Source organism: Enterococcus sp. DIV0691 (assembly GCF_051711145.1).
Lineage (GTDB): Bacteria > Bacillota > Bacilli > Lactobacillales > Enterococcaceae > Enterococcus_B > Enterococcus_B hirae.
In genome coordinates, this window is sequence record NZ_JBIOLY010000001.1 from 1,627,112 (window position 1) to 1,650,504 (window position 23,393).

Below are 23,393 nucleotides of genomic sequence, written 5' to 3' on the forward strand. Positions count from 1 at the left end.
CACGACCTTTACTTCACGATAAAACTAAATTCATGGTCTTCTTCCGCTGAAATATGATACGCTTCTTCAACATCTGCTCCCCAGCTGTTGATTCCTCCTACACCACGTACCTTCCCTTGAATCACTAAGACGGTTCTTCTAGCTGGTGGTAACTCTTCAAGATGCGTAGCATTTTCTAATTCTTCGGCTTTATAGGGGAGAGCTGAAAATGCAAAATCGCCGTTCACTTGTTCAAAGCGTAATGAAAATTCCTCCTTTCCTTGATCCGCATTATTCATCGTAGAATCTCTAGTGATTTCTAGCCATTTCGTCTTCATATGGACACCACAATCCTGTGGCACGAGATAGGGAGTCACTGGTAAACTAGTTACTTTATAAGTACCCTCGATTCCTCCTGCCATTCGATCTGGATACGTTTCTCCTGATAGTCCTTCATATTCAAAATATTTCGCTTTGGTTGGCATAATAAAGCGAAAACCTAATAAAGGTAATTCAGGCAGTCCTTGCTGTCCATGATAAAAGACAGAAATTTTCATTTCCCCATCAGATTGTACTTCATAGTTGACTATGACTTCTGTTTTGGGCACCGTATTGATTTCTAACGTGAATTTGATTGCTGCTGATTGCGCATATTCATGATTGGAATAGCGATTATTGATCGGAGCAATTGGCTGTTCGATTGGTTTTTGATCAATGGAAACTTGAACATTTTTTACTTTCGGGTACATCCCAGCCCCTAGCCACATGGACGAACGATAGCCAAACCCATTCCCTCGATCATTATCCGTCAAAGCCCGCCAAAACGTCGGCAGCGTTTCTCGATACAACCATTCTTTCCCATTTTTATTTAAGGATTCCAACCCACCTCTTGTATAGGAAAAGATATAATGAAATCCTTCACCTTTTAAAGCAAATGTACAATCTCCATAAATAATCTTCATTTTAATCGCTGTATTTTCCATAATAATACCTTACCTCCTGTAATGCCGGTTTTTCTTGACCATCAGAAAAGACGATCCCGTTACCTGAAAATTCATAATCACTTGGACGATCATCAAAGTCCCCACCGTATCTCATTACTTTTTGTTTCGTCAATGGATCGATCACTTGAATCGCTTGATCTTTAAAGTCCCAAATATAGCCACCTTGATACATTGGGTATCGATCTAATAATTCCATGTAAGAATTCAATCCTCCCAACGAATTCCCCATGTCATGCATGTATTCACATAAAATGAAAGGCTTTTTCCCATCATTTTCAAGGTAATCACAGATATCTGTTGGCGTAGCATACATGCAACTCTTGACATCAGAAATCGAATCTTCGAATGCAGGATTAGGGAAATTTCCTTCATAGTGAACAAGGCGATCGGGATCTTTTTCTTTAAAGTAATCATTCATCAAACGAATATTCTCTTCTGCGTAAGATTCATTTCCTAAAGACCAGAATAAAATACTCGTATGGTTCTTGAATGTCTCAAAATTTGTCTGTGCTCTATCAAGAACGATCTCCCGCCATTGAGGAACGTTCCCCGGTACATTGTAAGATGGCTCAAACGCGCCCATCTTTTGCCAAGAACCATGAGATTCCAGATTGGTCTCTGCCATCAAGTGAATCCCCGCCTGATCACAAAGATAATACCAAGGGATTTGATTTGGATAATGTGAGGTTCTAACCCCATTGATATTCGCATGTTTAATGATTTCTAGATCTTTCTTCATATCCATCAAATCGATAGCTCTTCCTTTTTCAGGATGCCATTCATGTCGATTGACACCGTTGATGATCAAACGTCGGTCATTCAAATAAATGATCCGCTCTTTGATCTCGATCTTTCTAAAACCAAATGGATAGTAACTATACTCCGTCACCCCAGTATCATCAAACGTTTCAAATTCGGCGGTGTATAAATTGGGTTGAAAATGATCCCATAAAGTAATTTTATCTACTGGAATATGCAACGAGATTTGTTCTTCGATTCTCACTTCTTCTTGATGGATCTCTTCTCCTTTGCAATCGAGGAGTCGGACACGTAGCTTTCCGTTTGAAGTAAGATTTTCAATAGTCAAGTCGATATCTACCCAACCGCTTTGAAAAGAGGGATCAACTTGAGGTTTGATCCACATATCCTCTATATGATTTTTCCCTCTGGCGATCAATGAAACATCTCTAAAAATCCCAAAGAAACGGAAAAAATCTTGATCTTCTAGAAAAGCGGCACTACTTCTTTTATGGACTTCTACCGCTAAACGATTCTCTTCTTCCAGATAAGGAGTTAAATCAAATTCAGAAGGCGTGAAAGAATCTTCTGCATAGCCGACAAAGTGCCCATTTAACCAGACATACATTGCCTGTTCGACACCTTCAAATCGAATGGTGATCGCCTTTTCTTTCATTTCTTCATTTAAAGTAAAGTTCGTCACATATGAGCCAACTGGGTTATACTCGGCTTGAGAAAACATCCCCTCGGCTTCTTCCTTACCAGCGGTTGTATAAGCCGGACGTCTAAACTCATGCCCTTCCCATGGATACATCGTATTGATGTAGTGGATCTTGTCGTATCCTGCTAGTTCGATATGCCCAGGAACATCAATCTGATCGAAGCTGCTGTTATCAAATTCCTTTTCAAAAAAATTCACTGGACGTTCTAAAGCATTACGGGAATAGCAAAATTGCCACTTCCCATTCAGCGATTGGATTCTGGTGTTTCCTGTTTCCACTTCTTCTTTAGCACCATAGATAACATGATCACTATGGGCTTTCCTTTGATTTACTCGATACACTTGCGGATCATCTAACCATTCAATCAATGCGTTCATTTTCTATTCTCCTTCGTCTATACTCATAAAATGAATCAATTCTGTTTGAAAATCGCCATAAAAATCCGGGAAATAAAGACCTATTGTCATTAATTCCGATCCTGAATATACTTTGCCATCTATCTGGTTCTGGTATAGTTTTTCTTCGCTTAGTCCAACAAGGCGTACCTCATGAAATTCGGGCTGTGCATTTGCCAACCGACGATTTATAAATAAGAGGACTTCCTGTTGGTTTTTTGAAACAAATTCCCAGGAAGCAATATTTTGCTCAAAGGGATTTTGTAAACGATAGAAATCACCATATTGGACTGTCTGTCTGATTTTTTTATAAAATTCTACCTGTGCCGCTACTTCCTGCTTTTCCTCACTAGATAATTTTGTTAGATCAAGTTCATATCCAAACACCCCGCCCATGGCCACATCTCCACGTGTTTTTAAACTGGTGACTCGACCCGTTTGATGATTAGGAACAGCTGATACATGGGCAGTCATAGCTGAAATAGGATAAGCTAAGCTCGTCCCATATTGGATATTGATGCGTTCAACCGCATCTGTATTGTCACTAGTCCAAGACTGTGGCATATAATAAAGCAGCCCTGCATCGAACCGTCCACCACCACCAGAACATCCTTCCCAAAGGATATGAGGATAGTCGTTTGTTAAGTTTTCCATCATCTCATATAATCCTAATAGATAACGATGCAAAACTTCCCCTTGGTTTTGTTTGCCCAATGACACCGAATAGACATCAGATAGCGATCGATTCATATCCCATTTGATATAGTCGATCTCCACACTGTCTAACAAATGCCGTAACTGTGTTTCAATCGTCTGCCGGACTTCTTTTCGGGTAAAATCAAGGACGTGTTGAGATCTAGAAGCTGATGGTTGACGACCTGGTTCTTTCATCATAAATTCGGAATGATCCCGATTTAATTGAGAGTCGCTGGAAACCATTTCAGGCTCAACCCACAAGCCAAACTTTAGTCCTTTTTGGTGAACATAGTCAGCAATCCCTTTTAAGCCATTTTTCAATTTCCCTTGATATTCAAACCAGTCTCCTAGAGAAGATTGGTCCGAATCTCTTTTCCCAAACCAGCCGTCATCTAAAACAAACATCTCTATCGCTAATTCGTTTGCTTCATCAACGATCGCTTCGATCTTTTTGCTCGTAAAGTCAAAATAAGTCGCTTCCCAATTGTTGACTAGGATCGGACGTTCTTGGTATTGGAATCGCCCTCTTGCTACTCGTTCCCGTAATAAATGATGGGTCACTTGACTCATCCCATTCAACCCTTGATCAGAATAAGTTAAGAGTATTTCCGGTGTTTGGAAGCTTTCATATGGTTGTAACTCCCAAGAAAAATTATAGGGATTGATCCCACCGATCACTCTAAATTGTTGAATGGCATCTTTTTCAATCTCAAAGGAATGATTTCCCGAATAAACAAGATGGATCCCAATCGCTTCCCCTGTGAATTCAGTTGTTGCATGATTTGTCAAGGCAATGAATGAATTCATCTGATGACTGCTTGAACCACGACGGCTTTCAAATGATTTGATGCCATCCGTTATGCTTTGTCTAGACATCTGCCGTTCTTTGACATGCGCTCCTGGTAAGGCAATCACTTCATCAAACCGGCCTGAATTCGTAAAATCAAGTTGAAAAGAGGCTGCTTTTTCAATCATCACTGGATCATTGGTTTCATTTCTTACCTTCAGCGAACGTGTAATCACTGCTCTTTCTCGATAAATCGTATAGGAAAGATCCACGTAAATCTTTTCTTCACGATCTTTCAACGTCACGATCAGCGTTTCTGCCTCTGTATCATTCTTGATATACGCTTGCGGTAATCCAGATAAACTTGGCTTTCCTTCTTGGATCTGAAAACTTTCATAACGTAGATCAAGCAGATTTGATCCATTTTCTCGACGAATCATCAAGGCAGGTAATCGATAATCCATCCCTCCGTGCCCTGAATACTCTTGTGGTAATGTATCTTTTGAATACGTTCGATCTTCATTTAAGGGGACGTTCCCGGAAAAGCCACGATCTCTGCGAGGATATTTTTTATGATTATGATAATGGGTCGTTCTTTTACCAAAATAAACATGAGCGAGAACTTCACTTTCTTCAATTTGAAGAATATAGGAAATTTCTGAATTGGATAGATGAAATACTTTTTCCTGTTCGTCAAATGTGATTAAAGCTGCTCTTTGATTCTTCATCACTTGTTCCATTGTTTCACCTCTCAAATAAATAGTAACCGTTTACTTTTGTTACATTTCCTGTATACTGTTTACTAAACAAATATGTCAATAAAAATTTTTATTTTTTTGTAAGGGGTGCCATTTTATGGTTGGAATTAGAGATGTCGCAAGAAAAGCCAATGTTTCACCTGCTACGGTCTCAAGAGTTTTGAATGAAGACAAAACGATCAGTGTCTCTGCTGCTACTCGTCAACGGATTTTTACTGCAGCTGCCACATTAAATTATGATATCAACAAGCGAAAATATATTAAAAAACGCCGTCCTTCCATCGGTGTCATTTCAGCAATCAGTAAAGCCAGCGAAGAAAAAGATATTTATTATCGAGAATTACGAGCAGGTCTGGAAGAAGAAGCCAGCCGACTCCATATCGGCATGAATCGAATTTATAATATGTCGGATAACCCGACCGAGTGGAAAGATTTGGATCAATTAGGTGCTATAATCGTAGTCGGTACGATCGATAAAGGTGCAATCGCCGATTTATTGAAACAGAACCGACAATTAGTTGTAGTAGATAATCCAGATATCCAACAAGAAGTGGATATGGTCTATGGGGATCTCGAACGAATGACTAAATCTGTTTTAGAACTTTTTTTAGACAATGGGCACACCAACATCGCTTATATTGGTGGTTATCAAATCGATATTAACGAAGCTGGTCGGAAATCAACAACTGAGAATGAAAAAAGGCTCAGAGCCTACCGCCATTTCATGCAAGACCATCATTTGACCAAACAGATCAATTATTATTTAGGAGAATGGACAGAGGAATCCGGAGAGCAGTTAGCGACCAAACTTCTCGAAAAACAAAAACATGATTTACCGACGGCCATTTTGATCGGTAGCGATCCTTTAGCATTAGGTGTTTATCGAGCATTACAAAAAGACAATCGAAAAATTGGAGAAGAGATTGTTCTAGTTAGCTTCGATAACATCGAGGCGATTGCTGATTTATCTCCTAGTTTAACAAGTGTAGCGATCAATGCAAAAGCCATTGGTCAATCTGCTGTTCGATTAGCGGTGGAGCGAATCGATGGTTTGAGAGATGAACCGATCATTGTCACTTATCCTACACGACTAATCATTAGAGAAAGTTTTAACCCTGATAAATCCTAACCAAATAGACGAAGAAGAGCGAGATAACTATCCTTTCCCGCTCCTTCTTCGTCTACTTTTGCTTATCCTCATTTGTTAAATCAGCTTCTACTTTTTGGCTTTCGATCCATCCTAAATAATATTCATGATAGACTCCTTCTTCCGTTTGCTTCGTTAGCAGATACTGTCCAATCACATTTCCTGTTTGATACCCTCGTTGAGCTAATGTTAATCTTACTTCTTCGATATTGTTCTTTTCGGTATGATTGACTTCCACTTGTAATAAAAATCGATGATAAGTTTTACCAGGCTGATTGTACCAAACAATTTTAGACAGTGGAATTGTGGCTGATGTTTGGTCTGTACAGAAGCCATAAATCATTTCATCGCTCAGCGAAAAATCAAAATACCCACCGAAGCTGGCATAGTTTTCAAGATAGGCTTTCGAATCTAAAATGTCGTCGGAATCCACTATGACGATTGCCGCAAAAGGAATTGTTTCTTTGGTGATGCCACGATTGTCAATCATAAGTTTTAATTGTTCTTTTCGAGCCAAGATTTCTTCATGTTTTTTTTGCAGACTTATTTTTTCTTGCTTAATCCGCTGCTCTGTTTCTGCAATCGTTGCATAATGTTCTTCGATCGTTTTTCCATATAAATTTTTCATCTGTTTGATTGGAACATCTAATTTTCGATAGAAATTGATGTCATAGATCTGAAAAATATCATCAATATTAAACATCCGATACCCGTTTTCTTCATGGCGTAGAGAATGGATTAACCCTTGCTCATCCCAAAAACGAATCGTTGACTTTGGTACATTTAGTAGTTCCGAGACTTCTCCGATTGTGTAAAGTTTTGGCATTTCCGCTCACCTCTTGTTAATTTTACCGCTTCTTCTATTGACCTTCAAGTAACTTTAAGGTGTAAAATTCATTATTGTCTAGTAAAAGGAGGAAACAAAATGACATTACTTAAACAATTCCTATGGAAGAATAAAAAAATCGTAGGCATGACTTTTTTATTCGTCTGTTTACAAATCATTGGTACACTAGGTGTTCCTAAATTAGTGGCAACTTTAATTGATGAAGGGATAGTTACTGGTCAAAACAGTAAAATTTATACCATTGGTCTACAAATGGTATTCGTAGCCTTGCTAGGTACTTTTTCAGCGATTGCTTCTAGCTATTTTTCTGCACTAGTGTCTGCAAAATTTGGCTACCAAACAAGGGAAACCTATTTTGATAAGTTCCAACAATTATCGATGAAAGATGCAGATGAATTTGGAAGTGCCTCACTCCTGACTCGAATGACTAATGATGTAGATAATATCCAACAAATGATTGTACTCTTTTGTCAAATGATCTTACCTGCACCAATCATTGCGGTGTTTACAATTGTCATGATGCTTCAATATTCCATGACATTGACGTTGATTACATTGATTTCTGTGTTTATTTATGCTGTCGTTATTTACATCTTAATGAAAAAAGGAACCCCTCTATCTCTCAGTATCCAACCAAAAATGGATCGTATCACAGTGACTTTAAGGGAATTTTTTACAGGTGTGAATATGATTCGAGCCTTCAACAATCAAGACTATGAGGAGAAGCGCACCAATCAAACATTTGAGAAATATGCCGCACAGATGATCCGAGTCAATCGCGTATTTGCTTGGGTCACTCCAATTGCTTTTTTATTAATGGGGATCGTATACAGCGCCATTCTTTGGTTTGGTGGCTCGTTGGTCAGTGAAGGTTCACTACAGATCGGGACTGTTACTGCCATCGTCGAATATTCGATGCTCACGTTGGCTTATCTAATGACTGCAGCTATGGTGTTAGTCGTCGTTCCAAAATCGATGTCCTCTCTTCGGCGGATCGAAGAAGTGTTGAATCAACCTATTGAGATCATTGATCCGGAAAATCCATCAACAGCTTCGCTGAATATGGATGATGAACATGTGTTATCTTTTGAACACGTTTCTTTCAGTTATACCAAAGATTCGGAACCTGTATTGGAAGATATCCATTTTAAGGTACCTAAAGGCAAAACAACTGCCATCGTTGGCGGAACTGGTTCTGGTAAAAGTACAATAGCCAAATTGCTCCTTCGTTTGAATGATGTGACCAGTGGACAGATTACATTAGGGGGTCAACCACTCCAACAATTAACACAAGAAATGATTCGCTCAAAAATCAGCTATGTTCCGCAAAAAGCGTTTCTGTTTAGTGGAACAATTTTATCAAACCTGCAAATGGGCAATGAGCATGCAACAGAAGAAGAATTGACCTCAGCTATACGTATTTCACAATTAGAGGAAGTTTTGGATAAATTGCCCAAAAAATTAGCTAGTTTTGTTGCACAAGGCGGAGATAATTATTCTGGCGGACAAAAACAACGGATGTGTATTGCACGAGCGCTCATCAAACCAGCAGATATCTATGTTTTCGACGATAGCTTTTCTGCTTTGGACTACAAGACGGATGCAAAACTAAGAACAGCCCTCCATGAAGAAATGGCTGATAAGACATTGATCATTGTGGCTCAAAGATTGAGTACAATCATGAACGCTGATCACATCATCGTTTTAGACAATGGCCGAATCGTGGGACAAGGAACTCACGAAACACTCCTTGCTACTTGTCTTTCTTATCAGGAATTTGCTAAATCACAAGGGATTTTGAAAGAAGGGAATATATGAAAACAACTGATGTAAAAATGAATAAACATAGTTTGATCCGCTTTTGGAAAATGATCCAATCTGATCACAAAACATTTTATGGCTTACTATTATGTAGTTTAATCGGTAACCTGATGGTCGTTGCAATGCCGATGATCATGGGCGTTGGTATCGATCAGCTTTTAAGTCGAATCCGTACGATCGGGATTGCTGAAATGACATTTCATGATGTCAAGGATGCCCTTTTGTTCCCTGTTGTTTTATTACTCGTTTTTTCTTTTTTAAGTAGTATTACTTCTTTCATTCAAGAATACGCAATGGCTTCATTGAGTGAAAAAATCACACTGAATGTTAGAAAAGAAATGACCAAGAAATTCAAAACATTACCAATGGCCTTCTTTGATCAGCATCAGGTAGGAGATATCATCAGCCGAACAACGACTGGTTTGAATCAACTAGCACAAGTCTTGCTAACAGGGATCAATCAATTTTTCACTTCCATCGTAACGATTTTATTTTCAATTTTGATGCTGTTTTATATTGACAGCAAATTGACGTTACTGATTCTTTTATTGATCGTTGGTAGTTCATGGGTCACTCAACTCTTTGCGAATAAAAACAAAAAGATTTCTGATGACAATCAAACAGAACTAGGTTCATTAAATAATAAAGTGGAAGAATATCTTGCAGGTAACTTGGTCATCAAAACATTCAATCAACAAGATCAAGCGATCGAGTCGATCCGTCAAGTAAATCATTCACAGTACCAAGCATTTAAAAAAGCGCAATTCATGAACTTTGCCATCTATCCAGCGATTCGCTTGATCAATCAATCAGCGTTCATTTTAAGTGCTGTCTTAGGTGGGATCTTAGTAATATCTGGTGGACTCACACTAGGATTGTTACAAGCTTATCTGCAGTACATCAATCAAATCTCTGAACCGATCTCGACCGCTTCTTATGTCATCAATTCGTTACAATCTGCTATGGCGGCGATTGATCGTATCTTTGAGATTATGGATGAACCAAATGAGCGTTCTGATCACGAAAATACAACATCACTTGACCAGCCTGCTGGTTCAATCAGGTTCAAAGATGTTCGATTTGGTTATAGTCCAGATAAGATCTTGATGGAAAATGTCAACTTTTCGGCTAAACCAAAACAAACAATTGCAATCGTGGGACCAACTGGGGCAGGAAAAACGACATTAGTCAATTTACTCATGCGATTTTACGAGCTAAACCATGGAAGAATCGAATTCGACGGAATCGATATCACGAAATTCTCTCGTAGTGAGTTACGTAAACACTTTGGGATGGTTTTGCAAAATACGTGGCTCTTTGAAGGCACAGTGGCAGATAATATTGCTTATGGGAAACAGCAAGCTTCCAGAGACGAAATCATTGCGGCTGCCAAAATTGCCCAATGTGATCATTTCATCCGCACGTTACCTGAAGGATATGATACGATTATTTCAAGTGAAAATGGTTCGTTGTCACAAGGACAACAACAGCTATTGACCATTGCTCGGGTATTGCTGGCGAATCCTTCCGTAGTTATTTTAGATGAAGCAACCTCCAGCGTGGATACCCGCACCGAAGCAATGATCCAAAAAGCAATGAATGCTGTCACAGAAAACCGAACCAGCTTTATTATCGCCCATCGGTTATCTACGATCGAAAATGCCGACTTGATTTTAGTGATGGAAAATGGAAATATTATTGAACAAGGAACTCATCAGTCACTATTAAGCAAACCAACACTTTATGCTAGTTTATATAATAGCCAATTTCAAATCACATAAAAGAGGTTGTGAAAAGTGCGTCTTGACCCGAGTAATAAGGAAGAAAATCTCGAAACAGCTCCTCATGTTTTGAGATTTTTAGACTTATTACCGAGGGTCAGCACTTTGAACACCGTTTAGCAAGAGGCTGTGAAAGAAGCGTTTAGCTCCGAGCGAATAAGAGAGAATTTTTTAAAATAGCTCCTCATATTTTAGAAAATCATCGCTTATTGTTGAGGAGTTGCTTCTTGAACGCCGTTTATATCAAGAGGTTGTGAAAAGTACGCTTTGACCTAAGTAATTTTGAACACTTTTTACCTATTTTAACCCCCATAAAAAAGAGCCTTGGAAAAAAGTCCAGGCTCTTTTTTATGGGTCTATTCTTTCAATCTCTCTTATTCACAAATTCAATCGTTACATAGAGAACTTTCACTTACATAAATTGTCATTGTCTCTCCTTACGCCGTTTCCTTTTTGGTGTTGAAATTCATCTAAACTTTTTTAGCGATTCTCTACTTGCGATAATTGTTGTTCGAATTGCCATGTTTCTCCACCATCAGTCGAATAAAAAAGACAAGCAAACATTTTCCCTGTATCGATCGATCCATTTTTTAGGAGGTAAAACTTGGTTTCCAATTTATTGGCACTTACTTGTACCACTTCATTTGGTGACTGGAACAAATCGATCCCTCCCAATTGATACTCACCCGGGATAGCTACCAAGGATTCTTTGAATGTTAGTCCCCCATCATTCGTATAATAGATGTTTTCTCTTGTAGAAAGGAAACCCAATGTCTTCGTCACAAAACTAACATTTTGAATCGGTTGATTTACGATGGTACTGCCGCTTTTTTGCCAGCTTTGCCCTTTATCGTTGGTCGTATAAATTTTTAGACTTTCCGCAGACATTCCTGTAGAGGATGAAAATACCATGACGCCTTGATCGTTTGTGAAAAAGTTTGCTTTACGATAACGAACCTGTCCGCCTTGATCTGTAATCTGACTTTTTTGCCACGTCTTCCCATTATCAGCTGATGATAATAGGTAAACGTTTTTTTGATTAGGTGAATAGATAAACCAAGAAAAAGTAGGAGAAACATCAAATGTTTTGTCCATCCATTCCCCTTTTGCAACAGTACCCGAAGTCAAAGTATAGTCACCAAAACGCAACCAGTCCACAGCAATTGGAACGAAATGCCAGTCTTTTCCTTGATTCGTCGTCAAATACAAGGCTTGTGTTTCTGGGTCTATTTTTACGTCATTCGTTTGCTCAGTGGTCAAATTAACGGATGTTTGAACAGGTTTCAATAAACCGTCCTGATTAGTCGAAGTTGGCATTTTTCTTACTTTTTCTTCGCTTTGCATCATAGAGTGTACATTCGTTGCTACTGGTCCTGCATTAATGAATTGATAAACACCCCCGCCAATCAATAAGAGTGTTCCAACTCCAATTGCTAAATGAGAGTAAAAAGGCTCAATTCTTTTTTTGTTTTTTTGGTCTATCGGTTCATTTACTTGCATAAAAACATAGTATCGATTACTGCCATACCAAGTAAGTTGTTCTCCTAGAAAAAGTGAGACACCCTCCATCGTTTGCATCAGAAAATAACGCCTCTTTTTCGCAAGTGTAAACTCCTTTTTGTTATGATCACTCAAGTAGAGATAATTTTCGTCCTGAGAGCCAACTGAAATATGTAACATATTCGCCACTTGTTTTTCCAGCCATTGATCATAATGCCTTGAGATGTTCCTCTTTTTGAACCATAGCACAGCAACGAGTAAAAACAAGAATAGTCCTATCGCAAAGTCAACATAACTTGAAAAATGGTACAAACTAGTGATTCGCTCCATTTTAAATGAATGTGGATGATTCTGCTTTAAATGATGGTAGATGTTTCCCCATCCGACCAAGAACAACAAGTTAGCGATAAAATACATCCCAATTTTCCATGTCATTTTTTTCGTTCGTTGATTGATGATAGACAACATCTTTGCTTTTGCTGACATCAATTCAATAATCAATAATTCTTTATCCATCTTGCCAATCTCCTTTTTTTACATTATGACGTAAAACGAGGAGATTGACTAGTTGATTTACGCTTTATTTAACGTTTATCTTTTTTTTGTAAACAAAGTATAATCCAAGTAAGAAGCAAGCCATGCCAATCATAGAAAGACTTGATTTTTGATAACCTGTAGTAGGTAGTTTTTTGTCTTCTTGTTCGTCTTTTTCATCTTTATCATCTTTTTCATCTTTTTTATTTTTTTCATCTTCTTCGTCTTTTTTATCTCTCTGATCGTTGTTATTCGTTGTCTCATTTGGCGTTGCTGGTACTGGCTTTTTATCCCCCGATTGGTTCGTATCCGCATCTGGTTTTTCTTTAGTTGGTTCAGCTAGCACATGGATTTCAACAGTTTTCTTTTGATGACCGTTTTGATAGGTCACTGGATAAACGCCAACTTTTGTCGTATCCACCTTACCAGAAACCATTTTCTGGTCAAATGTTAGGGGATTTCCTTCTTTATCATTGGCTGAAATAAAATTGTCTTGTGGATTCCAATTGTCTCCTACATAGAGTGTGGAACCTTTAACTACGAGTGTTTCTTTGTTCTCTTTGACCGTTACTTTGATCGTCTTACTTGCTATTCCGTTGGTATACGTCACAAAATAATCGCCCGTTTTTTGGCTATCCACCGAACCTTCCACCATTTTTGGAGTGAACGCTAGAGGCATCCCATCTTCATCAGTAGCTGAAACAAAATTAGCTTGTGGATCCCATTGATCACCCACATAAATAACTGAGTCTTTGGCCTGAATGCTCTCCTGGTTTTCTTTCACTGTTACATGAATGACTTGAGCAGCGCTACCATTAGTATAAGTAATCGGTGTCACTCCTGCTACTGAGGTATCCACTGTTCCACTGACCATACTCATATCAAATGGAAGGGGATTTCCTTCCTTATCTGTTGCTGAAATAAAATTATCCTGTGGATCCCAGGTTTCACCAAGGTAAAGCGTCGAATCTTTGGCTAAAATTGATTCATAGTTTGGCTCTTTCTGCCAAACATACGTATCTGCCATCGCTCCTGTATAGTTCGCCATCAATTCTTCTGAAGTTAGCACGTATTCCCCTGCAGGGTTCGTAACCGTTCCAGAACCAACGTTTTGCCAATAACCAGTATTTCCATCTTCTACTGGAATAGCAGGAAGATTGGCTGAATCTACAAAACGATAGCCTTTACCAAGAGTCAATTCATTGAGGCTCGTTGTTCCAGCCAGCATTTCTGCCATTTCTACGGGATCCTCAAACTGAAAATAAGAAAGATCTAATTTTTTTACTTTCGAACAATTTAAGAACATATATGTCAGATAATTCACAGACTCTGTATTGAAATTAGACACATCGATCGTCTCTAGTAACTCACAATTAGCAAACATGTATCTCATTGCTTGGACTAGACTGGTGTCAAAATTAGAAACGTCCAAAGAGGTTAAACTATTACAGCCATTGAACATATAATTCATGGATGTTACTTGACTTGTATCAAAACCTTCCACTGCGATCGTTTTCAATTTGCGACATTGATCAAACATGTAATGCAAATGAACAACCTTTGATGTATCAAAATTAGAAACGTCCACACTCTCTAATTCATAATTCAAACGAAACATCACTGAAAGATCAATCGCACTTGATGTATCGAAATTTGAGACATCCACATAGCGCAACTTCTTACATTCAGCGAATAAACGTGACATATAAACCACATTTGATGTATCAAAGTGAGCGATATCTAAGGTAATTAATTCATTACAAGCAAAAAACATTCTGTTCATGTTGACAACATTACTCGTATCAAAACTAGAAAGATCGATTGATTGTACTTTGGTACATCGACTGAACATGCCACTCATATCAACTACATTACTTGTATCGAAACTTGAAAGATCAAGATGAATGAGATTCTCTGTTTGGTCAAATGCTTCAAAAAACATATTAGACATATTCGTGACATTTGACGTATCCCATCCTGACAAATCAACGCCATTTAGTACACGACAGTCAGAAAAAAAGGAAGTCATATCCGTTACTTGACTTACGTCTAAATAAGCTAAATTCTCAATGGACAAAAGATTACTATATCCATAAAATAAGCGATGAGTTTCTTTAGGAGCAATCGTTGGTCCAGTGAATACCATTTTTTTTATTTTAAATCGATAGCTGTTGAACCAAGGAGGAAAAAACGTAACCGGTGTTTCTCCCAATGTGCCTCCTCCAATATATAATGTACCTTCTGCATCGATTCGCCAAGAACAAGTTCCGAAAACACCACTGGCAATATCGGTGGATTCTTCTATAGGTGTGGCAGTGTTGAGAAGTGTCTCCTCTTGTTCTGTGTTTTCCGTCAATTGATCCTGATCTAAGTCAACAGCTGATTGACTTTCAGTTGGTTGATCAAGGCTCTCTGATTCCTCTACCAGTTTTTCTTGCGGAACTTCTGTCATTGACTCTTCTAACTCTGGCTGATTTTCATCAGGTTCCTGGATCATTGTTTCTAATGGATTTTCGACCAGATCGTTTTTACCTCCTGGTTCGTTTAAACTAGTTGCTGTTTGTACTTGCTCTTCGTCTGGTTTACTCCATTCTTCGGCATAAGAATAAGAAAACGGATGAAGCAGAGATTGTGTCGCCAACCAAATCGCTAACGAACATTTGACTAACTTTTTCTTGTTCATTGATTTTCCCCCTAAATTCACCATGTTTTTAAAATAAAAGCTATTTATATAATCAACGATTACTTGAAGGAAAAGTTTTCTATTTTTTTCTTTCAAAAAAAATATTAGTAAAAAAATTGAGCTCATCGTTTATTCAAGTTAAAATAAAAAAGATTTCACTAAATAAATTACGCGGCTTTTAATTAAAGTCGGGAAGGAATAAGAATGAATAACCTATTTTTCAGATTATTAAATAACAAGCAATTACAGCGGCAGATAAGAATTCTTTACTATTTACATAAATGTGATTCGATTTCTTCAACTGAAAAACTAGTGAAAGAACTTGAAACAACAGCACCGACACTTCGCGCGGATATTGATTCTTTACAACAATTACTTCCCAAGGGAATGACCATCAAATATTATAAAAAGATCGGTTACCGATTGATGGTGTCTACATTCAAAACGATTGATTCCATTGTCATGGAGATTGCTAAAGATACAATTGTTTATAAATTGATTGACGAAATCTACCGAGGTCGTATTCATTCATTCCAAACTGCCACCGAACAGTTTCATCTCTCGCATTCAGTTTTGAGAAAGACCATTCGCCATATTAACAAAGAATTAAAATTTTATCGCCTTACTTTATCGACTAAACAATTAGATTTATTAGGAAATGAAGCAGATATCCGTTACTTTTTATTTGAGTTTTACCATGGTTTTAGACAAACATTTACGACCAATCATTCTTATCAAACAATCAACAATACATACGAAGAACTCCAAGAAGCGACAACGCAAATCGCAACAAATTATTTTCGCATCAACTTATGGATGAATATATTAAAACAGCGCTTATTAAATAAACAAATGATTCATCTCGAACCGTCCTTATGTAAAGAAATTAAGGCAAGAACAAGTTTCATTCAGTTTAAATCGGTTTTTAAAAAGTATTTTAAAAGTAGATTTGGTATTACCCAAGTAGCCGAGGAGGAAATTGTTTGGTCTTACCTCATACGCTTACATTGTGTTTCTTACTACCCAGCTAATAAAACTTTGAATCTGTGCTATCCAGAAGATATTCCAACCTTAGAACAGTATGAACCATTTTTACGACCATTACAGAATTCTACAACTATCACAAATGTCGACCTATTAAAGTTAAAAGGATATCTCAGCAACCTGCGTCTGCTGACAAAAATCTCTTCTCATTTTGAGCGAATCACTTTAGAACTTCATACCAGCGTACCTATGAAAGTCAAAAAACTTTTTAAAGAATGGCAGAACTATTTAAAAAAGTATACACATGTATTACCTTTTTCTGTTACCCACTATCAAGATATCGCCTTAACGTTAAGTATTATTCATTATGCCAATTTAACCTCTTCCTCTACCCAAAAAAAACAGACAATTTTATTTTCATTCCAAGGAGAACCCGGATTAGAAGACTATTTGACTCGATTCGTATGCCAATTGCTTCCACAAAATGTGGTTCCTCTTTTTATCTCTAATAAATTTATTTCACATAAGATGGTTTTAGAAACTGAGGTTGCATTGGTTGTTTGCAATTATGATTTTCTAGATACAACCTTCCCTTGCCCAGTACTCTTACTTTCTTATTTTCCTACAAAAAAAGAATGGCTCGATCTACAACAATACATTTTTAAATTAGCTTATCCAATCAATGATTGATCATTAGCTGAACCAGTAACAAAAAAAGAATCAACACGATTTTTAGTTTCGTGTTGATTCTTTTTAATTATTTATTATAGATTTTTGGTCCTTTTCGCATATTCCGTCGATCATTTTTAGGCTCAGCCATTTTTTTTGAACGTCCGCCGCCTTGTTTCTTTTTGATCAATTCAAGCATTTTTTCCTTTGTATCCATCTTGTACCCCTTTCTTCATGATTGTCAGCTACGTTATCATTTTTTAGTTTTCTGATTCTTTTACATGATTCACTAAGTTTGAATTATCCCTTAGGTGCTAATAGCGCCACTAATTCCACATGATGTGTTTGTGGGAATAAATCGACTGGTTGTACTTTTTTCACTTCGTAGCCTGACTCAGCAAATAACTTTGCATCTCTGGCAAAAGTTGCTGGATTGCAAGAGATATACACTAATTTCGCAGGTTCCATGTCAATGGCTGACGCAATAAAACGTGCATCTAATCCTTTTCTTGGCGGGTCGACAACGATCACAGAAGGTTTGATCCCTTTGTCTTGCCATTTCTTCATGACTGTTTCTGCCTTACCCACTTCGTAATGAGCATTTTCAATTTTGTTTGTTAATGCATTGAATTGTGCATCTTCAATCGCTTCCGGAACAAGTTCCATGCCATAGACCTCTTTAACTTTATCAGCTAAAGATAAACCGATCGTTCCAATACCAGAGTAAGCATCAATGACGGTATCTTCTTTTTGTAACGCTGCAAATTCAATGGCTGTTTGATACAATTTTTCCGTTTGTTCAGTATTCACTTGATAGAATGATTTTGAGGAAATACGGTAAGTTTTTCCCAATAGTTGATCCTCAATATAACTTCTACCATAAAGAACCTTCTCTTTATCGCCTAATATCACGTTTGTTTTCTCTTCGTTGATATTTTGAACGACTGAAACGACTTCTGGCAATTCTTCATGAATAATAGAAGCAATTTCCTTTCCTTTAAAGAATTTTTCTTTTCGTGTAACTAAAACGACCATCATTTCATGTGAGTAATGACCTCTTCTGATGATAATATGACGGATCTGTCCTTCATTTTTCGCCTCGTTATAACCACGTACTTGGAAACGTTGCAAAATATCTCTCACACGTTTGATGGCTTCATCGATTGCTGGATCTTGAATATAATAATCCTCGATTTCAACCAGTTCATGACTATTCTTTTTATAAAAACCAGTTGCTAGACGACCATCCATTCTTCTCACTGGAATCTGCGCTTTGTTACGATAGCCAACAGGATTCTCCATTGGGATGGTAGGTAAAATGTCAACCTCTGGCATCTTTGCGATCTTGCTCATGACATTTTCCACTTGCTTTTGTTTAAAAAGTAATTGTTGCTCATAGTTTAAATGTGCTAAAGGAGCAATTCCTGTCCGTAGAAGGCGATTATCCTTTAATGGTTGACGGTCTGGTGATTCAGTTAGCCATTTTTCTACTTTTCCATAACCAAATTTATTTCCAACTTTCACTACCAGCACTTCCACTCGTTCGCCTGGCAATGCATTTTCAATAAACAAAGGATAGCCATCGATTTTAGCTACGCCCATACCTTCATAACTTAAATCGATAATATCTAATGTGTAACGTTCATTTTTTTTAACTGATAGTTTCTCTTTCATAATAACTCCTCATTTAGGTTTGTAACTGAAGCAGTTTTGCTTTTAGTACTACGGTCATATCCAAAAAACGATCATTTGTGTTTTATTGGATAGGGACTTAGTACCGGGTTGCTTCAGGACATTTTTTTAGGCACATAGAGCCTTTTTTTGGCAAGTCCATTTATTCACTTGATACCTTCACTTCATTTACGATCCAATTGTCAATCTTTCGTTCGCCTGCTTTAGACTCAACAAAGAAAAATAACATACTGTTACATAATGATCTTCAATGAATAAGAATTAATTTTTATCATACGAAAGGGTGGAACGATCATTTGTCCCACCCTTTACGTCATTTTTCTTTATCTGCAATCTTGCCGTCACCGTCTATGTCTTCATCAGTCAAACGCTCAACTTCTTTGACAAATTCTTTGCTGACCTCTTCTAACTCCTCTTCGGAACCAGTAATTGCTTCATCTGGAATTTGGTCGATGTTTGCATAAAATTCAATATGTTGATGAAGGTTTTGGAAGTGCATAGGTGCATTTCCACCATATTCGCCGTCTAAGTTAATCATGACCGGTCGGTTGATATCGTCTTCTGTTTCGACATACAAACTGCTGGTTTTCGTATAAATCACTCGAGAATCATCTACATGGCGCCCACCATTCAACATCAAGGCTGCGATATGCAAAATTTCAAAAATATTCGCTGTTTTGACAATAATTAATGAAAATTTACCATCGTCTAGCTTGGCATCAGGAGCAATCTTTTCGAACCCGCCGACTGAATTAGTGAGTCCTAAAAAGAACATTGAGGCATTCCCGATGTATTCTCCTTCATCATATTTCAAGCGCATTTTGATTGGTTTCACTCGAGGCAGCATCTCTGCTCCTTTAGCTAAATATGCCAAATAGCCGAAAATACTCTTTAGTTCTGAAGGAACTTCATAAGTTAACTCCGTTAAATAACCACCCGCAGCGATGTTGATAAAGTAGCTATCTTCCGTTTGACCGATATCCATCTTAACCGTCTGATTCTTCTTGATAACTTCAGCAGCGGCTTTGATATCATCCCGTGGAATCTTTAACGCACGTGCGTAATCGTTAGTAGTACCTGCTGGGATAATCGCCATTTTAGGGCGATGCTCAAGCGGCGCAATACCGTTAACAACCTCATTGATCGTCCCATCGCCTCCCGCAGCTACCACCAGATCAAATCCATTTTCTGCTGCTCTTCTTGCTTCATTTTTGGCAGAATTTTTTTCTGGTGTTGTCGCATACGCACTTGCTTCATAGCCAGAATCCTCCAAAGCTTGGAGGATATCCGCTAGATTTTTTTTCAACAATTCTTTGCCAGAAGTTGGATTATAAATAACACGAGCTTTTTTCATGATCTACTCCTAGCGTTTTGCTAATTCTTCTTGCAACAGTTTATTAACGACACCTGGATTGGCTTGACCTTTAGTTGCTTTCATGATTTGTCCTACTAAGAAACCAACCGCACGATCTTTTCCGTTTTTGAAGTCATCTACTGATTGTTGGTTATTATCTAAGATTTCGTTGATAACTGGTAATAGTTTGCTTGGATCAGACAACTGAACCCAACCATTTTTTTCAACAACATCTTGTGCGTCGCCACCATTTGTGATCAATTCTCGGAATACTTTTTTCGCAATCTTAGAACTAATCGTACCATCTGCAATCAGACGAATCATGCCTGCTAGATTTTCAGGAGTCAAGTTCGTTTGAGCTAATTCTAGTTTCTCACTGTTCAAGTAAGCCGATACTTCACCCATTAACCAGTTAGATGCCTGTTTTGCATCCGCACCATTCTCTAAAGTCGCTTCAAAGAAGTCAGACATTTCTTTTGATAGAGTTAGAACCATTGCATCATACTCAGGTAACCCTAATTCTTGGATATAACGTTGACGACGAGAAGCAGGCATTTCCGGCAAGCTTGCTTTCACTTTTTGGATCCATTCATCGTCAATCATAAATTTAGGAATATCAGGTTCAGGGAAATAACGATAATCGCTAGAACCTTCTTTGACACGCATCAAAATCGTTTTATTAGTTGTTTCGTCAAAACGTCGTGTCTCTTGTTGGATTTCTCCACCAGAAAGTAAGACTTTTGCTTGACGTTTTTCTTCGAAGGCTAGACCTTTTTTAACAAATGAAAGGGAGTTTAAGTTTTTCAACTCTGCTTTTGTTCCAAATTCTTCCTGTCCATAAGGTCGTAAAGAAATATTGGCATCACAGCGCATAGAACCTTCTTCCATTTTCACATCACTAACTTCAGTAAATTGGATGATTGAACGCAATGCTTCTAGATAAGCATAGGCTTCTTCTGGTGAACGCATATCAGCTTCAGAAACGATCTCGATCAATGGTGTCCCTTGACGGTTTAAGTCAACGTAAGAATAGCCACCAATACCATGCATGTTCTTACCAGCATCTTCTTCTAAGTGAACTCGTTCGATCCGTATTTTCTTTTTCTTACCTTCAACTTCGATCTCGATCCAACCGTCATGCCCAATGGGTTGATCAAATTGTGAGATTTGGTAAGCTTTTGGATTATCTGGGTAAAAATAATTTTTACGATCAAAATGTGTGTCTTTAGAAATTTCACAGTTCAAAGCGAGTGCTGCTCGCATACCGAATTCTAATGCTGCTTTATTCATTACTGGTAAAACACCAGGATATCCCCAGTCGATCACATTTGTATTGCTGTTTGGTTCAGCTCCAAAATGTGCAGGAGCTGGAGAGAAAATTTTTGAGTTGGTCTTTAACTCAACGTGGACTTCAAGCCCAATGATTGTTTCAAAGTTCATTCGCCTTTCCCTCCTAAAATTGCTGGTTTTTGATTATGGAATTGTGTTGCTTGCTCAAAAGCATAGGCTGCTTGGTACATTGTTTTTTCATCAAAATAATTACCAATGATTTGTAAACCAACCGGCATATCCTCAGATAATCCCGCAGGAACTGACATTCCAGGTAAACCAGCTAAGTTAACAGGAATTGTTAAGATGTCACTCATGTACATCGTGATTGGATCGTTAATGTTTTCACCGATACCAAATGCCACTGTTGGAGAAGATGGGCCGATGATCAGATCGTAGTCTGCAAAGACTTTTTCAAAATCACGTTTGATCAATGTTCGAACTTGACCCGCTTTTTTAAAGTAAGCATCATAATATCCAGCACTTAATGAAAATGTTCCCAACATGATCCGACGTTTGACTTCTTCACCAAAACCTTCAGTACGTGAATTCACATATACATCTTCTAAGTTCTTCACATTTTCTGAACGGTAACCGAAACGAATACCATCAAAACGTTGTAAGTTGGAACTTGCTTCTGATGAGGCAATGATATAGTAGACTGCTACCCCATATTTTGAATGTGGCAAACTTACTTCTTCTACAGTTGCGCCTAATGAACGGAAAGTTTCTGCCGCTTTCAAAATGTTTTCTTTTACGCCAGGAGCGACTCCTTCGCCAAGATATTCTTTTGGTAAAGCAATCTTCATCCCCTTGATGTCGCCAGTTAATCCTTCGGCAAAATTAGGAACAGAAACACCAGAAGATGTGCCATCTTTTTCATCATAGCCACTGATTGCTGTTAGAGCTAATGCATTATCTTTCACGCTGCGAGTCATTGGTCCGATTTGATCTAGTGATGAGGCAAAGGCGATCAGACCAAAACGTGACACACGTCCGTAGGTAGGTTTCATTCCCACGATTCCATTAAATGAAGCTGGTTGGCGAATACTTCCGCCTGTATCACTACCTAAGGAAACTGGGATTTGTCCAGCAGCGACTGCAGCAGCCGAACCACCAGAAGAACCACCAGGAACTTTCGAATGGTCCCAAGCATTTTTTGTTTTCTTAAAGTAAGAAGTTTCTGTACTTCCTCCCATCGCAAACTCATCCATGTTCAATTTACCAACTGGAATCATATCTGCTTGATACACTTTGTCCATGACAGTAGCATCATAGATAGGATCAAAATTATAAAGAATTTTGGAAGCTGCAGTCGTCAACAGATCTTTGGTAACGATATTGTCTTTGATCCCAATTGGAATCCCAGCTAAGACATTATTTTCGTCAATTCCTTTTTCATCTAACGCTTTGGCTTGTGCCAGAGCTTTTTCTTCATTCAATGTAATAAAAGCTTCAATCTCTGGCTCAGTTTCTTTGATTCGCTCAAAGGTTGCTCTTGTTAAATCTTGTGCAGTGATTTCTTTAGAAACCAGTAATGCGTGCAATTCTTCTAAAGAAAGATCATATAGTTTTGTCATTATGCGCCAGCCTCCCCATTGTCAATAATTGCTGGCACTTTGATAAAGCCATCTTCTTTTTCTGGTACATTTCTCAATAATTCATCACGATCCCAACCAGCACTTGCTCGGTCTTGTCGCATAACGTTCACTGTTTCAACCACATTTGATGTAAATGGAACACCTTCTGTATCAACTTCCTCAAGCATTTCCACCATATCAATGATTTTCCCTAATTGATCAGTAAAACTTGCAAGTTCTTCATCTGCGAACGCAAGTTTTGCTAATTTGGCAACGTGTTTTACTTGTTCTTCACTGATCGCCATACTACCCCTTCTTTCTAAACGAGTTAAAAACTTTGCTCTCTATTTTAACATAAGTGATTCCCATCTGAAATTGTTTCTTGAAATTTGT

General features: G+C 38.0%; 16 protein-coding genes. 4 read left to right on the forward strand and 12 right to left on the reverse strand.

Annotation, left to right across the window (positions count from 1 at the left end; translation table 11 throughout):
- Positions 1–8: 8 nt before the first annotated feature.
- Genes IGJ11_RS07335 through IGJ11_RS07345 form a run of 3 tightly spaced genes read right to left on the reverse strand, consistent with a single transcriptional unit; the run spans position 9 to position 5,061 of the window.
- Positions 9–962 (reverse strand): beta-galactosidase small subunit, encoded by a 954-nt coding sequence (locus tag IGJ11_RS07335; RefSeq protein WP_207432014.1) that lies wholly within the window; start codon positions 960–962, stop codon positions 9–11.
- Positions 943–2,820 carry a glycoside hydrolase family 2 protein gene (locus IGJ11_RS07340; protein WP_207432012.1) on the reverse strand — a complete coding sequence of 626 codons (1,878 nt, stop codon included), beginning with the start codon at positions 2,818–2,820 and terminating at the stop codon, positions 943–945. Before IGJ11_RS07340 ends, IGJ11_RS07335 begins: the two co-directional genes overlap by 20 nt.
- 3 nt (positions 2,821–2,823) lie before the next feature.
- Entirely contained in the window at positions 2,824–5,061 is a 2,238-nt protein-coding gene (locus tag IGJ11_RS07345; RefSeq protein WP_207432010.1) for an alpha-galactosidase, read from the reverse strand.
- 115 nt (positions 5,062–5,176) lie between these two features.
- On the opposite strand from IGJ11_RS07345, the gene IGJ11_RS07350 reads away from it, so the two are divergent.
- On the forward strand, positions 5,177–6,208 hold the full coding sequence (locus tag IGJ11_RS07350; protein ID WP_053766792.1) for a LacI family DNA-binding transcriptional regulator: 1,032 nt from the start codon (positions 5,177–5,179) through the stop codon (positions 6,206–6,208).
- 52 nt (positions 6,209–6,260) lie between these two features.
- Here the strand turns inward: IGJ11_RS07350 and IGJ11_RS07355 are convergent, their stop codons facing one another.
- Entirely contained in the window at positions 6,261–7,052 is a 792-nt protein-coding gene (locus IGJ11_RS07355; RefSeq protein WP_010718996.1) for a MerR family transcriptional regulator, read from the reverse strand.
- A gap of 99 nt (positions 7,053–7,151) precedes the next feature.
- Here IGJ11_RS07355 and IGJ11_RS07360 point away from each other — a divergent pair, with 99 nt between their 5' ends.
- Positions 7,152–8,891 (forward strand): ABC transporter ATP-binding protein, encoded by a 1,740-nt coding sequence (locus IGJ11_RS07360; RefSeq protein ID WP_207432008.1) that lies wholly within the window; start codon positions 7,152–7,154, stop codon positions 8,889–8,891.
- Complete coding sequence (locus IGJ11_RS07365; RefSeq protein ID WP_063627208.1) at positions 8,888–10,675, forward strand: ABC transporter ATP-binding protein; 1,788 nt, start codon at positions 8,888–8,890, stop codon at positions 10,673–10,675. Before IGJ11_RS07360 ends, IGJ11_RS07365 begins: the two co-directional genes overlap by 4 nt.
- Positions 10,676–11,155: 480 nt before the next feature.
- On the opposite strand, the gene IGJ11_RS07370 is transcribed toward IGJ11_RS07365, so the two are convergent.
- On the reverse strand, positions 11,156–12,691 hold the full coding sequence (locus IGJ11_RS07370) for a WD40/YVTN/BNR-like repeat-containing protein (RefSeq protein ID WP_207432004.1): 1,536 nt from the start codon (positions 12,689–12,691) through the stop codon (positions 11,156–11,158).
- Between the two features lie 64 nt (positions 12,692–12,755).
- Positions 12,756–15,392: a BspA family leucine-rich repeat surface protein gene (locus IGJ11_RS07375; protein ID WP_207432002.1), complete on the reverse strand. Its 2,637-nt coding sequence runs from the start codon at positions 15,390–15,392 to the stop codon at positions 12,756–12,758.
- A 204-nt stretch (positions 15,393–15,596) separates the two neighbouring features.
- On the opposite strand from IGJ11_RS07375, the gene IGJ11_RS07380 reads away from it, so the two are divergent.
- Entirely contained in the window at positions 15,597–17,066 is a 1,470-nt protein-coding gene (locus IGJ11_RS07380) for a helix-turn-helix domain-containing protein (protein ID WP_251849154.1), read from the forward strand.
- 67 nt (positions 17,067–17,133) lie between these two features.
- Here the strand turns inward: IGJ11_RS07380 and IGJ11_RS07385 are convergent, their stop codons facing one another.
- From IGJ11_RS07385 to gatC, 6 genes are all read right to left on the reverse strand, one after another.
- Entirely contained in the window at positions 17,134–17,262 is a 129-nt protein-coding gene (locus IGJ11_RS07385; RefSeq protein WP_010718988.1) for a hypothetical protein, read from the reverse strand.
- A gap of 83 nt (positions 17,263–17,345) precedes the next feature.
- On the reverse strand, positions 17,346–18,719 hold the full coding sequence (rlmD, locus tag IGJ11_RS07390; RefSeq protein ID WP_181915040.1) for a 23S rRNA (uracil(1939)-C(5))-methyltransferase RlmD: 1,374 nt from the start codon (positions 18,717–18,719) through the stop codon (positions 17,346–17,348).
- Positions 18,720–19,050: 331 nt separating this feature from the next.
- The gene (locus IGJ11_RS07395; protein WP_010718986.1) at positions 19,051–20,091 is read right to left on the reverse strand and encodes a diacylglycerol kinase; all 1,041 of its coding nucleotides are present in this window, start codon (positions 20,089–20,091) and stop codon (positions 19,051–19,053) included.
- Positions 20,092–20,100: 9 nt separating this feature from the next.
- Positions 20,101–21,531 carry an Asp-tRNA(Asn)/Glu-tRNA(Gln) amidotransferase subunit GatB gene (gene gatB, locus IGJ11_RS07400; protein ID WP_034698244.1) on the reverse strand — a complete coding sequence of 477 codons (1,431 nt, stop codon included), beginning with the start codon at positions 21,529–21,531 and terminating at the stop codon, positions 20,101–20,103.
- Positions 21,528–23,000: an Asp-tRNA(Asn)/Glu-tRNA(Gln) amidotransferase subunit GatA gene (gatA, locus tag IGJ11_RS07405; RefSeq protein WP_207431998.1), complete on the reverse strand. Its 1,473-nt coding sequence runs from the start codon at positions 22,998–23,000 to the stop codon at positions 21,528–21,530. The genes gatB and gatA overlap by 4 nt, the downstream gene beginning before the upstream one ends.
- Positions 23,000–23,305, reverse strand: a complete 306-nt coding sequence (gene gatC / locus IGJ11_RS07410) for an Asp-tRNA(Asn)/Glu-tRNA(Gln) amidotransferase subunit GatC (protein WP_010718983.1) — start codon at positions 23,303–23,305, stop codon at positions 23,000–23,002. Before gatC ends, gatA begins: the two co-directional genes overlap by 1 nt.
- Between the last annotated feature and the right edge of the window lie 88 nt (positions 23,306–23,393).

What these genes read in the sequence shown, in the direction of transcription:
- IGJ11_RS07370 (WP_207432004.1), bottom strand. Translation starts at nt 12,691, where the DNA reads ATGGATAAAGAATTATTGATTATTGAATTGATGTCAGCAAAAGCAAAG.
- IGJ11_RS07375 (WP_207432002.1), bottom strand. Translation starts at nt 15,392, where the DNA reads ATGAACAAGAAAAAGTTAGTCAAATGTTCGTTAGCGATTTGGTTGGCG.
- IGJ11_RS07340 (WP_207432012.1), bottom strand. Translation starts at nt 2,820, where the DNA reads ATGAACGCATTGATTGAATGGTTAGATGATCCGCAAGTGTATCGAGTA.
- rlmD (WP_181915040.1), bottom strand. Translation starts at nt 18,719, where the DNA reads ATGAAAGAGAAACTATCAGTTAAAAAAAATGAACGTTACACATTAGAT.
- IGJ11_RS07395 (WP_010718986.1), bottom strand. Translation starts at nt 20,091, where the DNA reads ATGAAAAAAGCTCGTGTTATTTATAATCCAACTTCTGGCAAAGAATTG.
- IGJ11_RS07345 (WP_207432010.1), bottom strand. Translation starts at nt 5,061, where the DNA reads ATGGAACAAGTGATGAAGAATCAAAGAGCAGCTTTAATCACATTTGAC.
- IGJ11_RS07350 (WP_053766792.1), top strand. Translation starts at nt 5,177, where the DNA reads ATGGTTGGAATTAGAGATGTCGCAAGAAAAGCCAATGTTTCACCTGCT.
- gatB (WP_034698244.1), bottom strand. Translation starts at nt 21,531, where the DNA reads ATGAACTTTGAAACAATCATTGGGCTTGAAGTCCACGTTGAGTTAAAG.
- IGJ11_RS07380 (WP_251849154.1), top strand. Translation starts at nt 15,597, where the DNA reads ATGAATAACCTATTTTTCAGATTATTAAATAACAAGCAATTACAGCGG.
- IGJ11_RS07335 (WP_207432014.1), bottom strand. Translation starts at nt 962, where the DNA reads ATGGAAAATACAGCGATTAAAATGAAGATTATTTATGGAGATTGTACA.
- IGJ11_RS07385 (WP_010718988.1), bottom strand. Translation starts at nt 17,262, where the DNA reads ATGGATACAAAGGAAAAAATGCTTGAATTGATCAAAAAGAAACAAGGC.
- IGJ11_RS07355 (WP_010718996.1), bottom strand. Translation starts at nt 7,052, where the DNA reads ATGCCAAAACTTTACACAATCGGAGAAGTCTCGGAACTACTAAATGTA.
- gatA (WP_207431998.1), bottom strand. Translation starts at nt 23,000, where the DNA reads ATGACAAAACTATATGATCTTTCTTTAGAAGAATTGCACGCATTACTG.
- IGJ11_RS07360 (WP_207432008.1), top strand. Translation starts at nt 7,152, where the DNA reads ATGACATTACTTAAACAATTCCTATGGAAGAATAAAAAAATCGTAGGC.
- IGJ11_RS07365 (WP_063627208.1), top strand. Translation starts at nt 8,888, where the DNA reads ATGAAAACAACTGATGTAAAAATGAATAAACATAGTTTGATCCGCTTT.
- gatC (WP_010718983.1), bottom strand. Translation starts at nt 23,305, where the DNA reads ATGGCGATCAGTGAAGAACAAGTAAAACACGTTGCCAAATTAGCAAAA.